Here is a 24,047-nt window from a genome sequence, read left to right on the forward strand (position 1 = left end):
TATTAGATTCTTCATCCAATAGTGGGAGTGCATTTTACTTTGTATTTAATTAATATTAAAGAGGCGAGACTATTATTTTAGAAAAAGCACTTTTATCCCATTTCATTCGGCTTATTCGAGTATCTAAAATGTCGCTGACAAGGCTTATCAGCGACATTCGGATTGGTTGAACCACACCAAATGGCTCTGAGACAGCTCTTATCAAGTCCATCCGCTATGTTACAGATCAACCAGCCTTCTCTGAAGCCACCAGCTCTATCTCCTCAGTGTGCTCTTAAACAGCCAACCCCTGCTTTTTCGTTACTCCTCTAAAAATGAAGGATCAATAACTTTTTTTATCAACTGCTGATACTGATCGATGGATACATCATTATCTTCAAACCCAGTTAATCCATGCGTTTCTGCCAACTCGTCTGTGTAGTCTTCCAATTTATATACAGCAAAGTTTTCCCGAGTATCAAGGTCCTCTGCTACTTCATTCTCATAATAAATAACCAGCGGAGTCCAATTGACCTGTTCAACGTGGATTTCTTGATCATTTTGTTGAACAACGTCAAAAGCGATCATCCCGCCCAATAAATTAATGTCTGAAGTAGTCGCAGCTAAAAAGTTGCCTAAAGAGTAAATCACTAAAGTTTCATTTCCCTCTTCTCCTTGGACCCATTCTACTGGTTGGATAGTATGGGAATGAGTTCCAAAAACAACATCTACTTCAAGATCAGCAAATAATTGAGCGTAATGCTGTTGAAACTCATTAGGAGCAAAAGTGTGTTCATCTCCCCAATGTGCCGAGACCAACACCACATCACTGATTTCTTTTGCTTGTGTGACATCTTGAGTGATCAATTCGTCACTAAAATAATTGACCAAATAAGGATACTCAGGTTCGATCCCATTTGTACCATACGTATAGGTCAGCAATGAAAATGTAATTCCGTCCTTCTCAAAGACTGGAATAGTGTCTCGCTGTTCTTGATCCTTAAATACTCCTGTATAAGTCACTTCAGGATAGTCAGACCACGTTTCTAAAGCATTTAAAACACCTTCAGTCCCTTTGTCCAAAGAATGGTTGCTGGAGGAGTTGACAAGGTCAAAACCAGTTTCAACTAAATTTCCAGCCACCTCACTTGGTGTATTGAATGAAGGATAACCCGAGAAACCTAAGTCATCTCCGCCAAGCATAGTTTCTTGGTTGATAAAAGCTACATCTGCTGTCTGAATATCTTCTTTAACATATTGATACATAGAGGAAAAGTCATACGAATCTTCTTCAGTTTGAGCATCTGTATAAATTTCTTCATGAATCAAGTTATCTCCTACACCAATAAACGAAATCCGTGTTTCTTCTGCCTCACTTTCAGAAACAGATTCCGTGCTGCTTTCGAGTGAAGAAACGTTATCAGGTTCCATTTCATTTGAGGTTGTATCCTTAGCAGCACAACCAGTCAGCGACAAAAGAACAAGAATAGATAAGTATGTTTTCATTTTTGACCTTCTCCTTTAGTGGGATGACATCAGTGATGTTCCACTATTCATTTTCTTATATTACATTTAAGCGGTCTCATTTCCAGAATAATGGTATAATTTAATTATCTTATTTAAAGACAACTAAATCTTTATCCATCGAGGAGATAAGTAATGAAAAATAAAATTGGGCGTTACAGTTTATTGCTATTTGCCGCTTTAACGGGATTAGTGGTTGGTTATCTTCGGCCAGAAGTATCTCAGTCTCTTTTATCCGTTGTCGGAATCATTGTAGGGATTGGATTTTTCCTTTTATCTAAACGGGATGAATCTGCAAAATCCACATCCAACAAGAAAAAAGATTCCGTCAACAAAATGGACTGGTATCTCTTGTTGCAAATGCTGCTTTATTTTATTGTGGGAGCAGCTATTGGGGTAACGATTTTTTATATGATCGTTCTCTACTAGTACAGATCATTTGAGCAGGCTAGACAAAAATTTAAGGTCATTGGGAGAAGTATGACTCTCTTCAACTGACCCAGATTTTTTGTCGAGCATTTATACTCTTTATTGTTCTAACAGATTTCCTTGTAAAATAAATTGTTCAATCACTTCCAGCACACCTTCTTCATTATTGGAAGGGGCTTCGTAGGCTGCATTATTTTTAATCTCGCAATCTGCATTAGCCATAGCAAAACTGTATTTGGCAAACTGCAGCATTTCGATATCGTTTCCGCCGTCTCCAAAAACCATCACTTCCTCGGGCTTTACCCTCTCTTCTTTAGCTAATTTCTTTAGCCCATTCGCCTTATGTGTGCCTGTCCTGATTAAGTCAATACTCCCTCTCCCGGAACTGACTGGAGTGATTTCTTCCATTAATAGTTCTTTTAATTGCTCATGTATAGAACTCGTTTGCGATTCTGAGCACCCTAGTGCCAATTTCAAGATTTGGTCATCTATATCTTGAAAATTTTCAACTATCGTCAATTTATGGTAAAACATGCGGACGATCTCAACAAACTTTTTGTCTGAGGAATCTAATACATAGGCACTTTTTTTCCCACATACTATGACTGATATACCTGGTATTTTTTCAATAATCTGTAATGTATGTCGGATCAGTTCTAAAGGAATGTTCTCTGTAAAAACCTCTTTTTCTTTTTCAATGATGAAAGCTCCATTTTCAGCCACAAAAGTCATATCTTGATAGGTGTCTGGGAAAAATGACTTTAATTGGGCGTACTGATTTCCACTGGCTACGACAAATTGGATATTTTTTTCTTGCAGCCGAGTAAACAACCATTTAAATCGTTCACGATTGTATTCTTTTTTGTTATCTAAAAAGGTTCCATCCATATCCACCACAATCATTTTGATTGTCACGTTTTCTCAACTCCTCTAGTATTTCTCTTTAGCTCTAGTATACGAGTTATTGACAGATTTTCAACCAAGCATTGCTTTCTTTCGTATTAAAATAGACCTGACTATTCATTTGCGAATAGTCAGGTCTATTTTATTAGCTGTATTGAATTAGTTTAAAATTTGAACATCAATGGTTTTTCTTCCAAATTGAAGAGCAGCATTTAAATCGGTCATGTGAACATCAATACGGTGTCCATTGATTGCACTACCTGTATCTCCAGCAATAAACGTTCCATATCCTGGCACATATACAGTTGATCCTAATGGAATAACGCTTGGGTCAACGGCAATAACATTTGGGTTTTCGTTTAAGTTGATACCTGTATAAGTTGTATCGCTTAATTCTGGTTGATTCGTTGAGTAAGCTGTTGCTTCTACAGTAACCCATTCACCAGTTTGTTCTGCTGTTTCGCTTGCTTCAGCAGTTTCAGTCGTTTGAGGTTCAGTTGCTTCAGGTTCCTCTGCAACTTCAGGTTCTACAACTTCAGTTTCTTCAGGAGTTTCGACTTCTTTCACTTCATCTTCACTAACATCATAAGTTTTCACATTATCATTGTTTTCAACCGTTACCACTGAATGGTCAGTTGATAAGTGAATAGAATTTCCCGCAATGATCATATCTGCATTGTTGATATCATTGATTTTAACTAATGAATCTACGGAAATGTCTGTTGCTAAAGCAATACTAGATAACGTATCTCCCCATTGGAAAGTATATTTCGAACCATTTTCATCACTTTTAATGTCATTTTTAACTTCCGTTACAGTACGTGCTTGCCATGAGTTTGCGGTATATTCGTTTGCTGATGCTTCAGATGGGTTCGCTACTGAGAAGAGTCCTACGAGGGCTAAAGTTGATCCTGCAGCTACTAATTTCGACTTCATGTTTCTCATTATTTTCTCCCTTTCTATTCCAAATGCAGTAAATGCATTTCCAGAGTCCCTTGAAATTTTTAATAGCTTTAAAGATAATTCTTTAAGTGTTCTATTAATGGGTTCCTCTGCCACGAAATGAATCGTAACACGTATCGGTAAGAAAAAAAGCAAAAAAGGGGATTTGTTATGGTTCCTTATTGCTTTTGTATTAAAAGTAAGTGTTCTTTGCAGATGTGTGACAAATACGGACGAGCCGTAAAATAGAATATGTTATTGCAACAATTCGTAATTGTTCTGACATTTAAAATACAGAAAACCTTGATACAATAGACTTCTCCTTATTTCACAAAAAAATGTAAGGGTTTGATTTTATCCTGTCTGTCCCTCTGGGGAAACAAACAACTATTGAGAGCTGATGCAGACTCTCTCAATGCGTATCGCTTTCATTTTAATTTGATTTCCTTTATGATTAGTTGTGAGGTAATTATCTTAAGGGGGAAACAAACATGGAAATAAAAGCTATCAAAAGAAACACAGTAGGAACAGGCGCTTCAAACCAGGATCGTCGTAAAGATCAAATTCCAGCAGTGATTTATGGAAGAGGCGAAGATTCAATCCCTGTTTTGTTAGATGAAAAAGATATTGCGACTATTTTAAAAACACAAGGTGACAGTGCCATTTTTGATGTTGCTGTTGAAGGTGGAAGAACTGGACAAGTTTACATTAAAGAAGTTCAACGCCACTCATTAAAAAATCAAATCCTTCATGTGAGTATGCAGACATTAAAAGCTGGACAAAAATTAACCGTAAATGTACCAGTCGTATTAGAAAATACCGAAAATATAAAAGTGGGTGTCTTGGAACAAGCAATCTACGAAGTGTCTGTAGAAACAGTAGCCGATAAAGTGCCTGATGAATTTACTGTAGATGCAGGAAGTTTAGAAATTGGAGACACATTGACGGTTGCTGATTTAGGTGAAATTCCAGATGTAGAAATCTTGGAAGACCCTGAGACTTTGGTAGCCACAGTTTCAGCTCCTCGTACTGAGGAAGTTGCTGAAGAAGGCACAGAAGACGCACAACCAGAAGTAATCGGTGAAACAGAAGCCAACTAAATCACTTATTTCAAAAGGGATGTGGACAACAAGTCCGCATCCCTTTTTTTAATCAAACGTGTTTTTCTACTATTAAAACAGTGTAGTCTTTAGTTATTTTTCAAAAACGACTACTATTATTGAGGAGGGTCTCTACTTAACAATTACTGCTTAGTCAGTGGTGCTTTCGTGAAGTAGCAGGACTCTACTTCACAATTGCAACTTAGTCAGTGGTACTTTTGTGAAGTAACAGGGCTCTACTTAACAATTGCAACTTAATCAGTGGTACTTTTGTGAAGTAAGAAGGCTCTACTTAACAATTGCAACTTAGTCAGTGGTGCTTTTGTGAAGTAACAGGGCTCTACTTAACAATTGCAACTTAATCAGTGGTACTTTTGTGAAGTAAGAAGGCTCTACTTAACAATTGCAACTTAGTCAGTGGTGCTTTTGTGAAGTAACAGGTCTCTACTTAACAATTGCAACTTAGTCAGTAGTCCTTTTACGAAGTAACTAACCTCTACTTAATAATCAAAGCTTATTCGTAAACCTCTATTAATAGATAGCGCACTTATCAAAAAAACACCCACAAAAAGTCAGTAAAAACTACTAACTTTCGTTGGTGCTTGCTCTTTTCGATAAATAAACTCCACTCTCTAGCTTGAACAAGTTGCGTAAGGCAGCTCCCACTCCCAAAATAGAACCGATGAGTGTTAGGTAAAGTGCACCTAACTCTCATCGGTTCTATTTTTTCCGGAGAGCTTAACGCCTTACTCCACTCTCTATTGTTTAAAGTTATTGATCATTCCCATGATTTCATCACTGCTTTGGGCCGTTTTCAGGTTTAGGGAATAGGCTCTTTGGGTGACGATCATATCCGTAAATGTGCTGGCTAAGTCTACGTTGGAGCTCTCCAGATAGCCTTGTTGGATTGTACCGAATGCATCGTTGTTTCCATTTGACGTCAATAACTCGATGTCTTCAGGAACTTGGTAATTGTTTCCGCCGGCAGGTTGCAATGCGTCTGGAACACTAGGGTAAAATAAAGGAATGTTCCCCACTTGTGTTTCCTCACCATTCAGACCTTGGACAATAACTGTACCCGTCTCTTGGATAACGATATCTCCCTGAGGCCATGAACCAACAGGCAGTGTCGTATTCATGACCAATGATTCGTTGCGTCCATTTGTCAGAGTACCATCTCCGTTTAATTGAAAACCGCCATCTCTGGTCAAATAAAATTGTCCAGCAGGATCTGTGACACCAAAAAATCCGTTCCCAGCAATCGCCATGTGGAACGTCCCGCCGCTTTCGGTTAACGATCCTTGGGTGAAGTCTGAGGTGGTTATCCCACTCAATGCTCCCGTACTGATGCTGGTATTTTCTGCGTTGTCTGCCAACAGCAATCTATCTTCTACTAACTGATTCGACATTAATTCACGGAAATTGACTTGCTTTGATTTGTAGCCAGTTGTATTGACATTGGCAATGTCATTTGCAATAGCATCCATTGCTTTTTGATGTGCATGGATACCGCTTCTGCTGGTGCTTAACGAAATACTCATTCTTGTCCTCCTTCTTCAACTTACTCTATACTTTACCTAATTCATTCACAGCTTTTTGCAGCGTTTGATCTGCTGCTTGCAAGATTTTTTGATTGGCTTCAAACTCTCTCGATATCTGCATCAAATCAACCATCACATCAGCCGTATTCGTATTCGCACCTTCAATAGCTGATTGCAAGACCACACTATCTCCAGTCATCACTCCGCCGTTTCCGGCAAATAATGTATCTCCTGTACTCGTAAGACCAGCCGGATCAGCAAATGTCGTCAATTGCAGCTGCTGTCCTGTTTCCATCACTGTTCCATTGTTAGAAACGGTAAAATCCATACTGCCCACTTGGATTGGATCATTCGTCGTACTTAAGACACGATTCCCATCTTGAGTAGCTAAGAATCCTTCTGCATCTACCGTAAAATTCCCATTACGGGTGTACATCACTTCTCCAGCGCCCGTTTCAACGGTAAAAAACGCATCTCCTTGAACCGCCAGATCCGTATTAGAATTGGTCAATTGGATACCGCCTTGACTGAAATCACGGTAAACTTCATCTATTTGATTGCCCAATGGAAGTCCGCCTACCTCTAATTGTTGATTCAACTCTGGACCATTCAATCGATTGAACAAATTCTGTTCCAATAACGTACTTTGAATGATTTCTTGTTCTTTGTATCCTGCAGTATTTAAATTTGCTACAGAAGTACTTAAATTTTCCTGTTTCTTTTCTAAAATATGTAAGTTTCTATTAGTGGTAATCAATCCTCTAATCATTGTAAGCCTCTTTCATATAACCTTTTAGTTTTACAATCATTTTCCCATGAATCTGTGAAATACGCGGTACCGATAAGTCATAAACATAGGCGATTTCTTTCAAACTCAATTCATCTACATACAACATATTTAAAATTTGCTGCTCACGTTGATCCAATCGTTTAATGGCCACAGCCAATAGTTGTTTTCGTTCCATGTCCAACAGTTGCTCTTCAGAATTCACAGCCGATGTGTCTTCCAACATATCCAACACCTCAACATCATGTCCGTCTTCCGAAAACAACACATCTTCCAGAGACACGGAAGCTAATTGGTGCACTGTTTCATGGATCTTTGCAAATTCTTTTTCACCGATGTCCAATTCCGCACAGATTTCTTTATCTGTCGGCGTACGCATCAATGTCTTTTCCAGTCTGTCTTTCGCTTTGTAAAAATCATTCAATTTTGTAATACGTGAACGTGATACTTTAGACGTTTTACGCACTTCATCAATGATCGCCCCTTTGATACGAATATAGGCATATCCTTCAAAAGGGACCTTTTTGGATTTATCAAATTTATTCAAGGCGTCCATTAAACCAATCACGCCCATATTGATCAAATCAGAGCGCTCATAGTCTTTTCGCTTGATGTCTAACCCATTCACGACTTTTTCGACCAAGGGAAGATATTTTAAGATTTCCTGTTCTCGGTCTGTCTCATAATACATCATTGCCCTTCCTCCTAGCCATTTCGTTTTGGTGTATACTGCTTTGCCTCATTATCGCACTGTCGTTTCAATCATGCCCTCAGTTTCAATGGCAATGTCATTTGGCACTTCATTTAAAGACAAGATCGGCAAGTCCGGAAAATTAAAGGCCAATAGATTTTTCACTGCTGGACGTATTTTTGGTGACGCCAGCAACACATGTGGAATACCATGACTATCCAATTGGTTATTTGAGAAGGTCAGGTTATCAAATAAATGGGTAATTTCATTTGGCTGCAAAGCAGGTATTGACCCTGCTGTCGATTTTCGTGTGCTTTGACTGATTCGTTCCTCTAAATCTGGATGAATCGTCACCACGTGCAAGACACCATTTGTATCTAAATGCGGTTTGACGATCGTTCGTTTGAGTGCTTGACGCACATATTCCGTCAATACTTCTGTATCTTTTGTCGTATTTCCATAGTCTGCCAAAGTTTCTAAGATCGTAACTAAATCATTGATCGGAATGTGTTCTTTCAATAAGTTTTGCAGGACTTTTTGCACTTCTCCCAAACGCAAGATGTCCGGGATCAATTCATCAATGACTACACTATACTTCTCTTTGATGCCTTCAAACAATTGTTTCACTTCTTGTCTGCCCAGCAATTCAAAGCTGTGTTGTGTGATCGTTTCTTTCAAATGAGTAATCAGTACAGTCAATGGATCAACGACAGTATAGCCTTTGATATCGGCCATATCCTTGTCGCTTTCATCGACCCACATAGCGTCTAAACCAAAGGAAGGTTCTTTCGCTGCTATTCCATTGAATTCAAACGTTGATTCACCAGGATCGATAATCATGAATTTATCCAGATACAAGCTTCCTTGAGCGACTTCATTGCCCTTGATTTTGATGACATAGTCATTTGGCGCTAATTGCAAATTGTCGCGGATGCGTATCGGATTCAATAAGATCCCCATCTCTTGAGCACATTGACGGCGAATTGTCGGGATCTGACTAGTCAAATTGTTATCTTGACGCTCATCAGCCAATGGAATCAACCCATAACCGATTTCGATTGAGATCGGATCGACTTGGAATGTTGTAATCGACTCTTCTTCCACTTTTTTACTTTCAGTTCTCTGTTCAGCAACAGCTTTAATCTCTGATTTTTTCGCTTCGCTGGCTTTTACTTTTTCATTTTCATCCATCAAATACCCAGCTGCAAAAGCCACTACCCCTATGAGCAAAAAGGGAATCGTCGGCATACCTGGAACGATCGCAAACAACAGCAATACGCCGGATGCGATTTTGATAACTTTAGCATTTCCGAATAACTCGCCGCTTAACGAACTCCCAAAACCGGTTTGGCTTCCTGAACGCGTCACCAAGATCCCTGAAGCAACAGAAACCATTAATGAGGGAATTTGACTCACTAAACCGTCACCGATCGTCAGCTTTCCAAAATGGTTCAAAGCTTCCATGATATCCATACCATCTTGAAGAGAGAAAATCAAGATCCCGCCGATCAGGTTGATCAAAGTAATAATGATTCCCGCTATAGCATTTCCTTTAACAAATTTACTGGCTCCATCCATCGCTCCAAAGAACTGCGTTTCTCGTTCTAAATCTTTGCGTCGTTTTTTAGCTTGATCTTCGGTGATCAATCCCGCATTCAAATCCGCGTCGATCGACATTTGTTTTCCTGGCATAGCATCCAATGTGAAACGAGCGGATACTTCCGAAACACGACCTGAACCACTGGTAACCACCATCATATTAACAAGAATAATGATGATAAAGATAACCGCTCCAACGATAAAATTGTTCCCGGCTACGAAGTTTCCAAATGTATCGATCATTTGTCCGGCATTTCCTTCAGTCAAAATCAGACGAGTAGACGAAATATTCAAGGACAATCCGAACATCATCGTCACCAACAGTAAGGTGGGGAAAGTAGAGAACTCCAATACGTTTTTAGTAAATAAAGTTAATAGTAAAATAATCAAGGCTAATGAGATGTTCACTACTAACATAAAATCCAGCATGAACGCTGGTAAAGGAATAATGATCATCGCTAAAATCATGATGACCAGTACCGCAATTCCTATATCCGAAAAACGTGTCATTTTTTCTAGTTTTCCATTTAAAGCACTTATCATTGTTTGTTCTCCTTCATTTGTACTGATTCAGCCGATCAAATTTTATTTTTGTTCATTTCTTCCATTTGATACACCAACGCTAATATTTCTGCAACAGCTTGGTAAAGATCCGCCGGAATCGTTTGACCCACTTGGATATTTTTGTAGAGGTTTCTAGCGATCGGTTTATTTTCGACAATTGGAACACCGTGTTCGCGTGCCCGCTCTCGAATTTTTTGAGCCATTAAATCGGCTCCTTTTACCATTACAATCGGAACTTCATCTTTTCCGCGTTCATAGCGGATCGCGATTGCCAAATGCGTTGGGTTGGTAATAATCACTGCTGCTGACTCCACATCTTTAATGTTCCCATTCATCATTTGACGATGACGTTGCTTCCGTTGGGATTTGATTTGCGGGTCTCCTTCGCTTTCTTTAAACTCATCCTTCACTTCTTGTTTAGTCATTTTCATTTTTGTACTGTATTCATACTTTTCATAAACAAAATCAATGATTCCCAGTACCAATAACAATACAGCTAAATTAGTTCCTACTGTTTTGACCAATTCCAATATGACGAAAAAGATCTTTTCTGTACCAAACTTCCCTAAATTAATAATGACATCCAAAGAATCACTTAGAGCAGCAAAAGTGACGTAAAACACCAGTGCCAATTTTAAAAAGGTCTTTAACATCGTAAATAAAGCCTTTTTACTAAACATATTTTTCAATCCGTTCACAGGATTGATCTTATTTAAACTCATTTTCAGCGGTTCTTTTGAAAAGAGAAAACGGGTTTGCAATCCAGCAGCAAATAACGACACGAAAAAAGCAATCAATAGAAAAGGTCCGGCAATCGTAAAGAGAATGGTGATTGCCTGGACACCGAGGCTCGCTAAATTATTTCGCAAGGCTTCTGTGCCTACATGGCTTCCCATGGTTAACCCATTTGACAGAAAACCTCGCAGATAAGCAAAGGATTTTTCAAATACGTATAAACCAAGAGAGGCCGTCATCAATGCAAAAACAGCAAAGGAGACAGCAGACGTTAAATCGGAACTTTTAGCCACATCCCCTTTTTTTCGAGCGTCTTTTAATCGCTTGGGGCTGGCCTTTTCTGTTTTACTGTCTTTATCCTGCATGCTGTTCACCTCTCTTTTTTAGCTTGGCAATGAGCGCATAAATTCATTCATGTATTTCACCATCATCGGCATAATGTCTTGAATACTCTCCGTCATCGGTGTCAACACTGCTAATGTAATGATCAAACTGACTAGAACTTTCATCGGCATCCCCAAAATCAACACGTTGATTTGCGGAACTGTTCGCGATATCAATCCCAAAACAACTTCAGCGATCAAAGAAGTGATCATCAAAGGCAACGCTAAATTGATCGACAGTTCAAAAATCATACCAAACAACTTGATAATGCCTTCTACTCCAAAGGTACCTAAATTCGTACTTTCTAAGGGCAAATATGTAAAAGATTGGACCAACGCTTTAATGACCGCATGGTGCAAGTCTGTAAAAAAGAATACACACATGGATATCCAATAAAATACTTTTCCATAATTGGAAGCGCTGATACCTAAACTAGGATCAAATACTTCACTCATCGAAAATCCGACTTGAAAATCCACTAATTTCCCGGCCATCTCCACAGCTGTAAAAAACAACTGGCAAATGTACCCGATCGCAAATCCGACCAACACTTCTTTCAATCCTAAGAAAAAAAATTCGATCACACCATCAATACTGGTAACAGCTGGAACCACCGAATACACACCAATAGAAATTCCTGCTGAGATCGCAATTTTAACTAAATTAGGCAACCCGGTAAACGAGAATCCGGGACAAACAAAGATAAAGGCAGAAACACGCATCAAAATCAATAGAGCAACATGAATCTCCGCTAACATTCCTGTATCCATCACAAACTCGCAATCGTTTCAAAGATTTTTTCAGTAAACTCGATCAGTACATTCAGCATAAAATTGCCAAAGATGATCAAAGAAGCGATCACTGCCAATATTTTAGGCACAAAACTCAATGTCTGTTCTTGCAATTGAGTAGTAGCTTGTAAAATACTGATAAACAAACCTACTACTAACGCTATCGCCAGCGTTGGTCCAGCTACTTCAATAATCGCGAAGAATGCTTCACGTAAAATATCTAACACTTTTTCTATCGTCATTTTGCACCTCTACTGAAATCCTGAAACAAGGGATTCAACTACTAAATACCATCCATCTACTAAAACGAACAACAACAACTTGAATGGCAAGGAAATCATGACTGGAGAAAGCATGAACATCCCCATGGACATCAAGATACTGGCCACTACCATATCGATTACTAGAAAGGGAATAAAGATCAGAAACCCGATAGTAAAGGCAGTCCGTAATTCACTGATCGCAAATGCGGGCGTCAAAACCATCATCGGCAGATCTTCCAGGTTTTCCGGCTGACTTTCGCCAGAGATATCTAGAAATAACTGAATGTCTTTTTCACGCGTTTGTGCTGCCATAAATTCTTTTAACGGATCTTCCGCTCTGTCTAAAGCAACTTCGGTTGTGATTTCATCATTCAAATAAGGCGTGATGGCCTCATCCATAATTTCGTCCGTTACCGGACGCATGACGAAAAGTGTTAAGAACAAAGCTAGTCCCATAATCACGACATTTGGCGGATTTTGTTGTGTTCCAAGTGAACTTCGGGTAAAAGATAATACCACAACGATTCGGGTAAAAGCTGTTGTTAAAACAAGAAATGCTGTTCCGAAACTTAACAGGGTAAGCAATAAGAACAGTTGAACAGTCTCGGCATTTTCTCCTGCTCCACTCTCCAAAGCAGAAGTTACACTGTCCATAATTTCTGCTGCTCCTACTTGTTGGGGAAACCCAAACAACACTACTATTCCGCCCATAACAAGCAAGATTCTCTTCAACAATTCTAGTTCCTCTTTTCAGTATAAGTTTGAATTTTTTCTTGAATTTTTGCATATACATCTTTAAACTGTTCTGCATTTGGTATTTTTTGTTCCCCAAGAGCCACTTTTTCTGTCTGCATCGCTACGATCGCTTGGCTTTCTTCTGTGGTAAATTCTTTAAGAATCTCATTGCGTCCTTCTGTAAAGCTCATTAAATAATAGTTTCCCAGCATTTCCACAATGCATAATGAAGAACTTTTATTGATCGGCATCCGTTCAATAACCTGAATGGTTTTAGCCTGTTTCTTCATCACAGAATTTAATTATTGTAAAAACTTATTTGCCAGAAAGATGATCACGATCAATGCTAAAACACTTTTAAAGACATATTCAAGCCCTGTTCCAAAACCCATTCTTTAACTCCTCTTCCTTTCTGACTCTCTATTGTGTAACGACGTTCGTTATGTAGATATCACTTACTAAACTCGTTCCAATTTCTTGATTGATTTTTTCTTTTATTTCATTTTTGATCACTAATGTTCCGTCTTCAGTTGTTGCATATAAGGAATCACTCGTTTTATTTCTCAGTACCGTGATGACAGCATCTCTAACTTGCGGCATTCTCTCGGTTAGTGTTGCTTCTGCATCTTTTTGCGCACTGAAGATGGATAATTCAATTTGTAAATATTGATCTCTGTTGCTTTCGCCAGGTGTTAAATTGACCAGAAACTGATCTAACGGAACAGTGATCTCTTCACTTGAGTCAAACATAGTTGCCGTTACCTCTTGAATTTTTCCAGTACTAAATCCAATTCCTAATAAAGTTCCAATCGTTAAGACCAATAAAATGACCACAGCGATCAAAATAGGCTTTAATTTATTTTTTGGTTTAGAAGTCTCATTTTCCATCAACTTCCCTCCTCAAATTCTTCATATAATATGACGATATTGACTCGTCTGTTTTCTGCTCTGTTTTTCGCTGAATCATTCGGTACAATCGGGTGATGTTCACCGTATCCTCTAGCAGATAATCGTGTTGGATCGACCGCTTTTTCTTCACTTAAATACCGCAATACAGAAACGGCTCTGGATGTTGACAGTTCCCAGTTGCTGTCGTATTGTTCATTACTCATTGGAACGTCATCTGTATATCCTTCAATAATGACTTCGTTGTCTACTTGTTGAATCAATTCAGCTAAATTGTTCAAGGTCTCTGTTCCGGAACCAACGATATCCGCACTCCCTGGTGAAAAGAGAATCGAATCTTTAATGTCTAAATAGATCCCTTCTGAGTCCACTTCAATGCCGATAGTCGTATCCATATCTTGTTCATGCAGCAGCTGCTCCATTTTTTCATACATTTCAACTAATTCAGGCGGAATTTCATCCCCAGTTGTTTTAACGCCATCGATATCCTTTTTTTCTCCAGTATCATCCGGAACTACAGTCGTTTCTTTAGGCAATAAACCGTCTTGACCGGTAAAAGCCAAAGACATTGACGCAGATGCTTGGTCGAATTTAGTATCACTGACACTGGACATCGAGAAAAGAAGAATAAAGAACGTTAACAACAAAGTCATTAGATCAGAAAAGGTCGTCATCCAGCCCGGAGAGCCTCCGCTTTCTACATCTATCTTTTTTTTCTGTTTTCTAGCCATAATTTTTTTCCTTTGAAAATTCGCCGTCTAGTTTATCGCTGCTCGCTTCAGAATCGACACCATTTTTAGAATCGGCCAAGTAACTTTTCAACTTTTGTTCAATGACCCGAGGATTTTGTCCAGCTTGAATCGATAGAACTCCTTCAATCGTCATTTCACACAATTGCATTTCTGCCTCTGTCTGCATTTTTAAATTATTCGCTATCGGCAAGAAAATCATATTGGCTAAGAAACTTCCATAGAAAGTAGTGATCAATGCTGTGGCCATACCAGAACCAATAGTACTTGGATCAGTCAATTGCCCCAACATGATGATTAATCCAATCAGTGTTCCCAACATCCCAAAACCAGGGGCTAGTTCTCCCCACTTATTGAATATATTTTGTCCGACGCTATGTCTCTTTTCAATATTCTCTGCTTTGATTTCCATGATTTCACGGATATCTTCTGCGTCAGATCCATCTACTACCATTTCTAATCCATAAACCAGCATTTCATTGTCTAATTCTTTGATATCATTTTCAATCGCTAAAATCCCTTGGCTTCTCGATTTTTTAGAAATTTCAATAAGGGTATTGATCAGTTCTTCTTCATTGGTGTCTGGGCTGAACATTAACTTTTTGAGAATAGTCGGCATCTTTTTTACATCACTTAATGGAAAACTAACCAATAATGCACAAAATGAACCACCCAGCGTAATAGCAAGTGATGGTGCATCTAAAAAGGCAGCAAATGGGCCGCCAGATGTGATCGACCAAATCAGTAGTCCAGTTCCTACAACTATTCCAATTAAAGGAACCATATTTTTCTTCATGCTTTTTCCTCGCTCTCTGGAAATGGACTGTGTATTTTGCGTTTATAAGCAATCATTTTTTTGACAATGTCTTCTTCAGAATCCACAACCCGAATCGTTTTTCCATCTACCAAAGTAATGATGGTATCAAAAGTATGTTCCACCCGGTAAATCAAATCACAATTCAAATAAAATTCTTTTCCTGACACAGATGTTAAAGCAATCATACATCAACCTCATTTCGTTGTTAGAGACTGGCTTAATGAAGGACTTATCAATTGTGGCCTTCATTAAGTGCCCCTTTTTAGGTATCTAGTAATTAACGTTTCAGATTAATCAATTCTTCCAACATTGAATCTGAAGTAGTGATACTTCTTGAGTTGGCTTGATATGCTCGGTTTGTAATGATCATATCGGTAAATTCATTGGCTAGATCCACGTTAGACATTTCCAAGAAACCAGATTGCACATTACCAAATCCCGGTTCGCCTGGTTCGCCAAGTACAGGTTCTCCAGAGTTGGCTGTAGCATTATATAGATTACTGCCAGCTTTTTCTAGACCGTCTGGATTGGAAAAACTAGTCAATGCGATTTGTCCGATAGTGTAAACTTTACCGTCACTGTAAGTCCCTGTAATCATTCCTGTTTTATCTACTGAATAGTTTTGCAATTTAACTGGATTTCCATCTGCATCATTTACAGTTGGATGTTCTGCAGGAATATTTAAGGCTTCCATTACTCTAGGCTCAGCAATACCTGTGTTATCTGCATTAGCAGCATAGCCCATAACACTCAAGCCGCTTGATGTAACCAAGTTGCCGTTAAAATCGGTATAGAAACCACCGTCACGTGTATAAGAATTGTTCACTCCGCCATCTCCACTTACCGTAAAGAATGAGCTGTCGCCATTTTCGATCCCAAAATCTAATGCTCTTCCGGTTGTTTGCAACGAACCACCTGTCATGATTGTATCAATTGAACCAGTTTGCACCCCTAATCCGACTTGCTGAGCATTGATGCCTGCTTGAGCATTAGCATTCGTTTGGCTGATCATATCTTCAAAACGCACGCGTCCTGATTTAAACCCTGTCGTACTAACGTTTGCAATATTATTTGAGATAACGTCCATTTTTGTTTGTTGGCTCTTCATTCCTGCAACGCCTGAGTATAATGATTTTAACATGTTGATTTCCTCCATTCAGTTGTACCCACTTCATTCGGTCCATGGGTCATTGGCTTCCGTTAGGTCCGGCCAAATAATTAGTTAAATATGTATTGCACTGTCTATATTGGTGACTGTCCGCATTTCACTCGTTTTTTGAGCTGTAATGATCGTTCGATTATCAATGCTTGCGATCAATGCCATATCTTTGAAAAAAATCAAGGAATCTTTAGAACCTTTTTGATTCAATTCGTCAAAGGCTGTTTCCAAGGTTTTCATGTCATTATCTTCCAACTGCAACCCTCTTTCATCTAGGCGCTTTTGAGCATGGTTAGAGATTTTGATCTCTTTCGTGCTGACAGTTTGTTGAGCAGCTTCAGATAAGAACGTGCTGAACGTCCGGTCGATTTTCGGATTAACCGACTTGTTAGAGTTAAACGCGTGAGTTTGTTGACTATCAATTCGCAGGGTCATTCGCTTGAACACCTACTTCTACCACATCATTTAAGGCATATTCGGTTCCGTTGATTTGAAGAGTAGCGTATCCTTGCGTGAACTTCACTTTTTCAACTGTTCCCGTTACAAAAGTCGTTTCATCAAGCACTTTTACTTCTTTGCCTAATAGATCTAATCCTTGTTGCTGCTGCATCATCAGCATATTATTGGTCGTGGTTTCCGTTAAAGCTGTTAACTGATCCACCATGTTGAACTGAACAATTTGTGAGATGTAATCACTGCTCCCTCCATCACTACTGCCACCTTCTCCACCTGAAAGAGGAGGGTTGCTGATAGACGCCGCCATGATTTTCAAAAAGTCTTCTGAACTCAATTCAGAGTTGGATTTTTGTTTTGTTCCTCTGATACTGCTTACAGATCCAATATTAAAACTTGTTGGAATATCCATTATTTTCTTCCTTTCAGGCTAAAATACTCAACCTTCCTGTAGTAGAGTCTTCTTCCTCATTCGTTTTTGGATGACCGATTTCCTCTACAGGGTCAAAGTACATTGCTGATTGTTCACTATCTTGTTGCTGTGCGTTTTGTTGCGAACCGCTTTCCGCAAATGTAAAACTTGAGTTTTGAGGCAGATTCAATTGAATCGATACGTCCTGGAGCTGGATATTTTTCTGTGCCAGACTCGTTGTCAATTGCTGCATACTGCTGTCGAGCAGCTCTTTTGTTTCCGTAGTTTCTACTACGATCGTTGTTTGCAATTGACTGTCTCTCATTCTCAATTCAATTTTAATGTGTCCTAGTGTTTCAGGAGTCAGACTGAGTCGAGCCATTGTCTGTTGACCATCTTTCAGCGTAGTGACTTGATCCATCACTACCTCACTGATAGCTTGAGACAATACTTGTTGATTTGTTGACAGACTTCCACTGTTCAAAGCTACAGGTAACTGCACTTCTCTTTGAGTTACAGGTTGTTGTGCGAAAGACGAGTCGCTTGTTGTTGCCGCTGTGACTTTCAAACGCAAATCAGATTGCACATCCAAATCACTGATTTCCATTTGCATACCTTCAACTACTGGAGGTTGTTTTAATTCAGCCGCTTCTTCTGCAACAAGTGGATCTACGATACTTTGTTGATTAGAAGACACAGACAGATTCTGTTGTCCAACTGCTGGTTTTTCTTGCATTGCTGAAGCTTCTTGACCGTCCTCTGTTACAACAGCTTGCTCAACAGGTTTTCCTGCATCTAGCATTTTATCTGTTATTAAAGAAACAGTTTGATCAGTTAAATGTGGCCCAGCTGTTTTATCGACTATTTGAAGAGTATCCGGCAACATTTTTTTTACTTCTGTTTCCACTGTATCTTGTGTTCCATCTAACGAAATAGGAAGAACTGCATTCTTTTCTCCAGGCAATACAGCTTCAGTTGCTTTCAGTCCAACTTCGAGACGATTCAGCATAGCGGTATTTTGTGGTTGAAGCGGCTCAACAGTCGTTTGACCATCGTTTTGCTCTATCTCTTTTTCGACCGATACATGTTTAAAACGAACGGCCAATTGTTGTTCAGCTGTTAGAAAGGGTTGATAACATAAAAATGCTGCATCAGGCTTTACTTCGTCTTCACTTAGCTCCATTTGTTCAGCGTTTTGCTCAGCTTCATCCGTTTCCAATGACTGATCTGAACTTGAATCATCTTTGACAGAGTCTTCTGCTTTTTTGGCTTGTTGGTCTATTGATTGCTCCAATTGCTCGGAAAAGGCAGCTTTTTCAACAGCTGTCGTTTGTTGCCCTGTTGCTGGTTCAGTTGTATTATGTATCGTGGTCGCTGCTTGTATGGCTTGCATAGTTTTCACCTCCTTTCAAATCGTACTGAGGTTAATAAAATGAGCGTCCGTAACTTAGTGTAGCTATTTCATCTAATTGCTGCTGCTCTTCTTTTTTTTCTAATTCCAGAGCTGACCACAATTCTTTTTCTTTTAATTTTTCCATCACTTTTTTATCTTTATGTGCTTCAACTAATTTAGCTTGTGCATCTTCCAACTCTTTTTGAGTCAAATCCAGTTGATTTTTTTGCTGAATGATTTTTTCGTCCAGCAACGCTTTATACAATTGCTGGTGGCGTAAATCATTGATTTTTGTTGTCGTCAGCTGATCATTTTTTATTTTAGTATTCTCCCGAATCAAATCTTCCAATACTGCTTTTTGAGCTTCGATTTTTACTTGTACTTGGCCTACTGTTCGCTTAGCCATTTCTTCGATGTCTGAACGCCAATCCAAGATTTTTTCCATTGAAAATTTCTGACTTGCCACTTGCTTCACCTCAACTGTTTTCTCTTATCTGTTAAGCACCTTGCATGATTTGACTCAAGGCCGCCTTTGTCTCTTCAAATGTAGAAGGTGCATCCACATTTTGCTTCAAGAAATCTTTTATCGGACGATTCAATTGGATCGCACGATCTACTAATGGATTACTTCCTTGACGGTAAGCTCCTACATCAATCAGATCTTTTGATTCCGCATAGATCGCTAAGTTTTCTTTCAGCTTTCCGGATAATTGGTAATGGGTGTCATCTGTAATTTCTTTCATCAAACGACTGATACTGCTTTGGACATCGATCGCCGGATAATGATTCTCCGAGGCAATTTTCCGAGACAAGACGATGTGTCCATCCAAGATCCCGCGCACCGTATCTGCAATAGGTTCATTCATATCGTCCCCTTCAACCAAAACGGTGTAAAACGCGGTGATCGATCCTTTATCGGACATACCGCTTCGCTCCAATAGTTTCGGTAAAGTCGTAAATACCGATGGTGTATACCCTTTTGATGTTGGCGGTTCTCCTGTTGCCAACCCGATCTCCCGCTGCGCCATCGCTACACGAGTGACCGAATCCATCATCAAGACCACTTTTTTCCCTTGGTTTCGGAAATATTCTGCGATTGCTGTTGCTACAGAAGCACCTTTCAAACGAACCAAAGGCGGCATATCTGAAGTCGCACAAACTACAACGGATTTTTTATAGCCTTCAGGACCCAAGTCTTTTTCTATAAACTCCAGGACCTCACGACCACGCTCTCCGATCAGCCCAATGACGATAATGTCCGCTTCACAGTAACGAGCGATCATCCCAAGCAATGTACTTTTCCCAACCCCGGAACCGGCGAATATCCCGACCCGTTGGCCTTCACCAACTGTCAGCAACCCATCGATTGCTTTGATCCCGGTTGAGATTACATCCTTGATCTTCATACGTGTAAAAGGATTGGGCGCACTTTGGTTTACATTAAAGTTTTCACCATTGATCTCAATATCTTGATACATTGGGCGACCCAAGCCGTCCATGGTTGTTCCCAACAAATTTTCACTGATTTCAATTTTCAGTGTGGTTCCCGTTGGACGGACCAAACAACCAGGTCCGATTCCTTCTACTTCATCCAACGGCATCAAAAGGACCGTCTCATCCACAAATCCAACCACTTCACTCAACGCCATTCGGCCGCTGGATTTAATGAGGATTTCACATACCTCTCCAACAAAAGCATCTAAGCCTTCTACTTTAATGATCAACCCGGTAACTTGACTGACTTTCCCCATTTTCAAGGTATAAGTTTTCTTTTTTAATACTGCTCCATACTTTTCAAAAGGAATTTCTATCACTTTACCGTCACCTCATTGTTTTCATTTCTGCTACCATTTTGTCGAGTTGTTTTCCTATTTGCAGATCAGTAATGTTATGAGCTGTTTCGATCACACAGCCGTTTTTTTCCAATGTGTGATCCGTTAACACTACAAATCGAACTTCCTGATTTTTTTGTTCCAATTCCGTTAATTTCTCTTGGACCAGTTCAGATTGTTCTGGGCGAACCGTTACGGTAATCAGTTTTTCTGTTTTGTTCATGCGAATCAACAGAGGTTTTACCAATTCCAATACTTGCTCTGAAGAAGCATCAATGGTTTGATGGACGATCGCTTCCGCCATAGTAGCTGCTAATTGGATCAATTGTTCCTGTTTTTCAACATAGTATTGATTCACTAGTTCTTCCGCTTGCTGCACCATTTGCTGGGCACTTTGTTTCAGTGCTGCGGTAGCTCGTTCCCCTTCTTCAGTAGCCACAGCATATCCTTCTGCATAACCTTCTTGGTAACCTTGCTCTTTTCCCGCTTCAAAACCCGTTTGTTGAGCAATAGCCTTAATATTTTCTGCTTCTATTTGAGCAGCTTGCAGCAGTTGTTCTTTTTCTTGCGCTGCTGCTTCTAAGAGACGGTTTACTTTAGTCTGTGCCTCACTGATGGGTCCCGATTCTGCAGAACTGGCAGGTTCTTTTTTGTATACAGTAAAGTCTGTGGTGATCTCTGCCACTTGTGCTTCTTGAGAAGCTCGATCTGCCTTTATCACATTATGAAATAATGACATCACTTTCTCCTCTTCTCAAATAAATTTCACCTTGTTCATCCAGCTTGCGAATAACCGCCACAACACTTTGTTGCGCTTCTTCGACTTGTGACAAACGAGCAGGTCCTAAGAATTGCATATCTTCCTTCATTGTTTCTACTTGACGGTTGGACAGGTTGCTGTAAACAAAATCTTTGATTTGATCCGATACTCCTTTAAGCGCCAATAACAAGTCGTCCTTGTTGACCTGACGAAGGACTTTCTGTACATCCGAGCGTTCCAACGTAACAATGTCTTCGAAGGTAAATAGGTTTGCTTTGACTTCATTCGCCAATTCAGGCTGTCTGTCTTCCAATACTTGGATAATATTTTTCTCGGTACTTCTGCCAACAGAATTTAAAATCTCTACCAACGTTTGTACGCCTCCAACAGCTTCCGTATTGTTTTCCACATAATTGGAGAATTTATTTTCAATCACTTTTTCGATCTTTTCAATGATCGTAGGCGACGTATGACTGATTGTCCCGATCCGCTCAGCGATTTCCGATTGTTGTTCAATCGGAAACTCAGCTAATACATTAGCGGCTTTTTCAGGCTGCATGTAGCATAAGATCAACGCTACTGTCTGAGGTTGCTCGCCCAGTAAAAGATTGGTCAATTGTTGAAGATCCGCCTTGCGCGCAATATCAAATGGGCGCTCACGTAATTGGATTTGATTCAGCATATCGATTACTTCTTTTGCCCGTTGAGGTCCTAAAGCCTTATTCAATAAATTTTTCGCATAATCGATCCCGCCATCAATAATGTATTCGCGAGCTTGCTGCATCTCAATGAATTCATTGACGATTGTATCCCGCTCTTCCGGTTTTACGTAATCGATATTGGCAATTTCATAACTGATTTTTTGAATGATCTTGTCCGGCAGCATCTTCATGATTTGAGAAGAGGCTTCAGAACCTAATGTAATCATTAAAATAGCGGCTTTCTTCAAGCCGTCTGTTTGTTCATTTTCCATCCGCTACTCTTCCTTCATCCAAATTTTGATTAAATCTGCGGCCATTTCAGGGTTTTCTTTGGCCATCGTTTTCACTTTATCTTCTTTTTCATTCATGGTTCTGTTCAATTGCAGTTTCAAATCAGCTTCTTCTTTTTCAGCTGCTTTTTTCGCAATCAAAGCTTCGTTTTCTCTCATGATCGATTGAGCGCTGCTCTCCTCTTCTTCCTCATAAAAGTCATCGAATTCGTCTTCATCATCTTTTCTCTTTCTAAAGATCTTCAATAAGAGAACCAGCAAAATGATCAATCCGATTCCACCAGCCGCGTAAGGCCAGTTTTTCTTCAATGCAGCAATCAAGTCTTGTTGGATATTTTCACCAATCGGCACTTGTTCGTTTGTGTCCGAGTTCACAAAAGGAATACCTTGTATCACGATACTATCTGGATCTGCTCCGATCGTCATTTGTGCGATCTCACCGATTTGAGCAGACTGGTCAAGGTTTAAGTTCCCGTTGTAAACGATTGAAGCAGACAACGACGTCACGGTTCCCGGCGCTTTAACTGTACGGGTCGTAGTTGTGTCGATTTCATTGTTGACCGTACGATTGTAGCTAGACCCCTCTTCAGCTTCACCTTCTACAATCACATTGCTTACGTTATCGTTTCCGCCTGTTTCATCAATCCCCATGTTTGAGCCGCTTGCTTGTACACTTTCACTGCGGACAACAGGGCCTTCTGTGGTTTCACCATCTGGAGTGTAGTTAGGATCGTAATTAACAGCTTCTTCTTCCACTGCATCAAAGTTCATAGCAGCATTGACTGAAATCGTTAAATTCTCCACTCCGTATATCGGACCCAATGTTTCTTTTAATTTGCTGATCAATTCTTGCTCGTATTTCGCTTCAATATCCCGGTATTGGTTGGTTAAATCAACTGAGTTCAAGCCTTCATTTCCTAAGACACTGCTCAACAAATTCCCGTTTGTATCCACGATTTTAATGTTTTCTTGCGGCAAATTATCCACCGCTCCTGAAATCAAGGAAGCAATCCCTTGAACTTCTGAAGCAGACAGATTACCTGTTCTCGGTGTGATCACCACTGAAGCAGACGCTTCTGCTTTATTTTCCTGATCAACGAACACGCTGTCTTCCGGCATCGATAAAATCACTTGCGCACCATCGACAGAATCCAATGCTGTGATGGCACGTTGCAGTTCGCCAGAAACCGCACGCTGGTACATAATACTGCGATCTTCATCCGTTGCCATCATGCTGGACGTATCAAATATCTCAAACCCAACAGAACTTGCCGGCACCATATCGTTCATAGCCAATTCAATCCGGTATTTGTCGACTAAAGAAGAATCGATCATGATAGTTGTTCCATTATTTTCTAACTTGTAAGCTACACCTTGCGCTTCCAAATCCTCTACGATCACACCTGCATCCGCTGCTTCCATATCGGCAAACAACACGCTGTAATCGACTTTTTTTGTGTAATATGTAAGACTTCCTACTACCAAGATAATGGCTAAAAGAATAACTCCTAATTGAATTCTTTTGCTTTTATCCATAGCTTGCCAGCCGCCTTGAACTTTCCCCCAAGCTTGTTTTACGTTATCCATTTAGACGTATTCTCCTCAAAA

27 protein-coding genes are annotated in these 24,047 nt (G+C 39.7%); 2 read left to right on the forward strand and 25 right to left on the reverse strand.

The genetic code is table 11. The annotated features are described in order from the left end of the window. Positions 1–300 precede the first annotated feature (300 nt). Entirely contained in the window at positions 301–1,485 is a 1,185-nt protein-coding gene (locus ACEN4I_RS01675; RefSeq protein ID WP_407101954.1) for a CapA family protein, read from the reverse strand. Positions 1,486–1,638: 153 nt separating this feature from the next. Between ACEN4I_RS01675 and ACEN4I_RS01680 the strand changes: the two genes are divergently transcribed. After that, the gene (locus tag ACEN4I_RS01680) at positions 1,639–1,932 is read left to right on the forward strand and encodes a hypothetical protein (RefSeq protein ID WP_407101956.1); all 294 of its coding nucleotides are present in this window, start codon (positions 1,639–1,641) and stop codon (positions 1,930–1,932) included. Between the two features lie 99 nt (positions 1,933–2,031). Here ACEN4I_RS01680 and ACEN4I_RS01685 read toward each other — a convergent pair whose 3' ends face one another. Next, positions 2,032–2,847 carry a Cof-type HAD-IIB family hydrolase gene (locus ACEN4I_RS01685; protein WP_407101958.1) on the reverse strand — a complete coding sequence of 272 codons (816 nt, stop codon included), beginning with the start codon at positions 2,845–2,847 and terminating at the stop codon, positions 2,032–2,034. Positions 2,848–2,994: 147 nt separating this feature from the next. Next, on the reverse strand, positions 2,995–3,780 hold the full coding sequence (locus ACEN4I_RS01690; protein WP_407101960.1) for a 3D domain-containing protein: 786 nt from the start codon (positions 3,778–3,780) through the stop codon (positions 2,995–2,997). Positions 3,781–4,268: 488 nt separating this feature from the next. Between ACEN4I_RS01690 and ACEN4I_RS01695 the strand changes: the two genes are divergently transcribed. Further along, a complete protein-coding gene (locus ACEN4I_RS01695; protein ID WP_407101962.1) occupies positions 4,269–4,877 on the forward strand; it encodes a 50S ribosomal protein L25 in 609 nt (202 codons plus the stop codon). Positions 4,878–5,635: 758 nt separating this feature from the next. On the opposite strand, the gene ACEN4I_RS01700 is transcribed toward ACEN4I_RS01695, so the two are convergent. From ACEN4I_RS01700 to fliF, 22 genes are all read right to left on the reverse strand, one after another. Further along, the gene (locus ACEN4I_RS01700) at positions 5,636–6,418 is read right to left on the reverse strand and encodes a flagellar hook-basal body protein (protein ID WP_407101964.1); all 783 of its coding nucleotides are present in this window, start codon (positions 6,416–6,418) and stop codon (positions 5,636–5,638) included. 25 nt (positions 6,419–6,443) lie between these two features. Then, on the reverse strand, positions 6,444–7,187 hold the full coding sequence (locus ACEN4I_RS01705; protein ID WP_407101967.1) for a flagellar hook-basal body protein: 744 nt from the start codon (positions 7,185–7,187) through the stop codon (positions 6,444–6,446). Continuing rightward, complete coding sequence (locus ACEN4I_RS01710) at positions 7,180–7,896, reverse strand: sigma-70 family RNA polymerase sigma factor (protein WP_407096210.1); 717 nt, start codon at positions 7,894–7,896, stop codon at positions 7,180–7,182. Before ACEN4I_RS01710 ends, ACEN4I_RS01705 begins: the two co-directional genes overlap by 8 nt. A 51-nt stretch (positions 7,897–7,947) precedes the next feature. Next, a complete protein-coding gene (gene flhA, locus ACEN4I_RS01715) occupies positions 7,948–10,038 on the reverse strand; it encodes a flagellar biosynthesis protein FlhA (RefSeq protein ID WP_407101969.1) in 2,091 nt (696 codons plus the stop codon). A gap of 35 nt (positions 10,039–10,073) precedes the next feature. Next, a complete protein-coding gene (gene flhB / locus ACEN4I_RS01720) occupies positions 10,074–11,159 on the reverse strand; it encodes a flagellar biosynthesis protein FlhB (RefSeq protein WP_407096134.1) in 1,086 nt (361 codons plus the stop codon). An 18-nt stretch (positions 11,160–11,177) separates the two neighbouring features. Further along, complete coding sequence (fliR, locus tag ACEN4I_RS01725) at positions 11,178–11,948, reverse strand: flagellar biosynthetic protein FliR (RefSeq protein ID WP_407101971.1); 771 nt, start codon at positions 11,946–11,948, stop codon at positions 11,178–11,180. Further along, the gene (gene fliQ / locus ACEN4I_RS01730) at positions 11,948–12,211 is read right to left on the reverse strand and encodes a flagellar biosynthesis protein FliQ (RefSeq protein WP_079650494.1); all 264 of its coding nucleotides are present in this window, start codon (positions 12,209–12,211) and stop codon (positions 11,948–11,950) included. Before fliQ ends, fliR begins: the two co-directional genes overlap by 1 nt. Positions 12,212–12,220: 9 nt before the next feature. Continuing rightward, on the reverse strand, positions 12,221–12,943 hold the full coding sequence (gene fliP, locus ACEN4I_RS01735) for a flagellar type III secretion system pore protein FliP (protein WP_407102037.1): 723 nt from the start codon (positions 12,941–12,943) through the stop codon (positions 12,221–12,223). 26 nt (positions 12,944–12,969) lie between these two features. Beyond that, positions 12,970–13,257 (reverse strand): flagellar biosynthetic protein FliO, encoded by a 288-nt coding sequence (locus tag ACEN4I_RS01740; protein ID WP_407101974.1) that lies wholly within the window; start codon positions 13,255–13,257, stop codon positions 12,970–12,972. Positions 13,258–13,387: 130 nt separating this feature from the next. Next, complete coding sequence (gene fliL, locus ACEN4I_RS01745; RefSeq protein WP_407101976.1) at positions 13,388–13,855, reverse strand: flagellar basal body-associated protein FliL; 468 nt, start codon at positions 13,853–13,855, stop codon at positions 13,388–13,390. After that, entirely contained in the window at positions 13,855–14,604 is a 750-nt protein-coding gene (locus ACEN4I_RS01750; protein WP_407096138.1) for an OmpA family protein, read from the reverse strand. Before ACEN4I_RS01750 ends, fliL begins: the two co-directional genes overlap by 1 nt. Continuing rightward, positions 14,597–15,418 (reverse strand): motility protein A, encoded by an 822-nt coding sequence (locus ACEN4I_RS01755; protein ID WP_407096139.1) that lies wholly within the window; start codon positions 15,416–15,418, stop codon positions 14,597–14,599. Before ACEN4I_RS01755 ends, ACEN4I_RS01750 begins: the two co-directional genes overlap by 8 nt. After that, positions 15,415–15,624, reverse strand: a complete 210-nt coding sequence (locus tag ACEN4I_RS01760) for a flagellar FlbD family protein (RefSeq protein ID WP_079650629.1) — start codon at positions 15,622–15,624, stop codon at positions 15,415–15,417. Before ACEN4I_RS01760 ends, ACEN4I_RS01755 begins: the two co-directional genes overlap by 4 nt. Before the next feature lie 92 nt (positions 15,625–15,716). Beyond that, positions 15,717–16,580 (reverse strand): flagellar hook-basal body complex protein, encoded by an 864-nt coding sequence (locus ACEN4I_RS01765; protein WP_407101978.1) that lies wholly within the window; start codon positions 16,578–16,580, stop codon positions 15,717–15,719. Positions 16,581–16,661: 81 nt separating this feature from the next. After that, positions 16,662–17,033, reverse strand: coding sequence for a flagellar biosynthesis protein (locus ACEN4I_RS01770; protein ID WP_407101980.1), 372 nt, complete (start codon positions 17,031–17,033; stop codon positions 16,662–16,664). Further along, positions 17,017–17,463 (reverse strand): flagellar hook assembly protein, encoded by a 447-nt coding sequence (locus tag ACEN4I_RS01775; RefSeq protein WP_407096142.1) that lies wholly within the window; start codon positions 17,461–17,463, stop codon positions 17,017–17,019. The genes ACEN4I_RS01770 and ACEN4I_RS01775 overlap by 17 nt, the downstream gene beginning before the upstream one ends. A gap of 13 nt (positions 17,464–17,476) precedes the next feature. Continuing rightward, positions 17,477–18,856, reverse strand: coding sequence for a flagellar hook-length control protein FliK (locus ACEN4I_RS01780; RefSeq protein WP_407096143.1), 1,380 nt, complete (start codon positions 18,854–18,856; stop codon positions 17,477–17,479). 31 nt (positions 18,857–18,887) lie between these two features. Then, a complete protein-coding gene (gene fliJ, locus ACEN4I_RS01785) occupies positions 18,888–19,322 on the reverse strand; it encodes a flagellar export protein FliJ (protein ID WP_407096144.1) in 435 nt (144 codons plus the stop codon). 31 nt (positions 19,323–19,353) lie between these two features. Further along, positions 19,354–20,607 (reverse strand): flagellar protein export ATPase FliI, encoded by a 1,254-nt coding sequence (gene fliI / locus ACEN4I_RS01790; RefSeq protein ID WP_407096212.1) that lies wholly within the window; start codon positions 20,605–20,607, stop codon positions 19,354–19,356. Positions 20,608–20,677: 70 nt separating this feature from the next. Next, the gene (locus tag ACEN4I_RS01795) at positions 20,678–21,427 is read right to left on the reverse strand and encodes a FliH/SctL family protein (protein WP_407101982.1); all 750 of its coding nucleotides are present in this window, start codon (positions 21,425–21,427) and stop codon (positions 20,678–20,680) included. After that, entirely contained in the window at positions 21,411–22,421 is a 1,011-nt protein-coding gene (gene fliG, locus ACEN4I_RS01800) for a flagellar motor switch protein FliG (RefSeq protein ID WP_407096147.1), read from the reverse strand. Before fliG ends, ACEN4I_RS01795 begins: the two co-directional genes overlap by 17 nt. Before the next feature lie 3 nt (positions 22,422–22,424). Further along, positions 22,425–24,026 (reverse strand): flagellar basal-body MS-ring/collar protein FliF, encoded by a 1,602-nt coding sequence (fliF, locus tag ACEN4I_RS01805; protein ID WP_407096148.1) that lies wholly within the window; start codon positions 24,024–24,026, stop codon positions 22,425–22,427. Positions 24,027–24,047: the final 21 nt, after the last annotated feature.

Source organism: Desemzia sp. FAM 23990 (assembly GCF_045528485.1).
GTDB lineage: Bacteria > Bacillota > Bacilli > Lactobacillales > Carnobacteriaceae > Desemzia.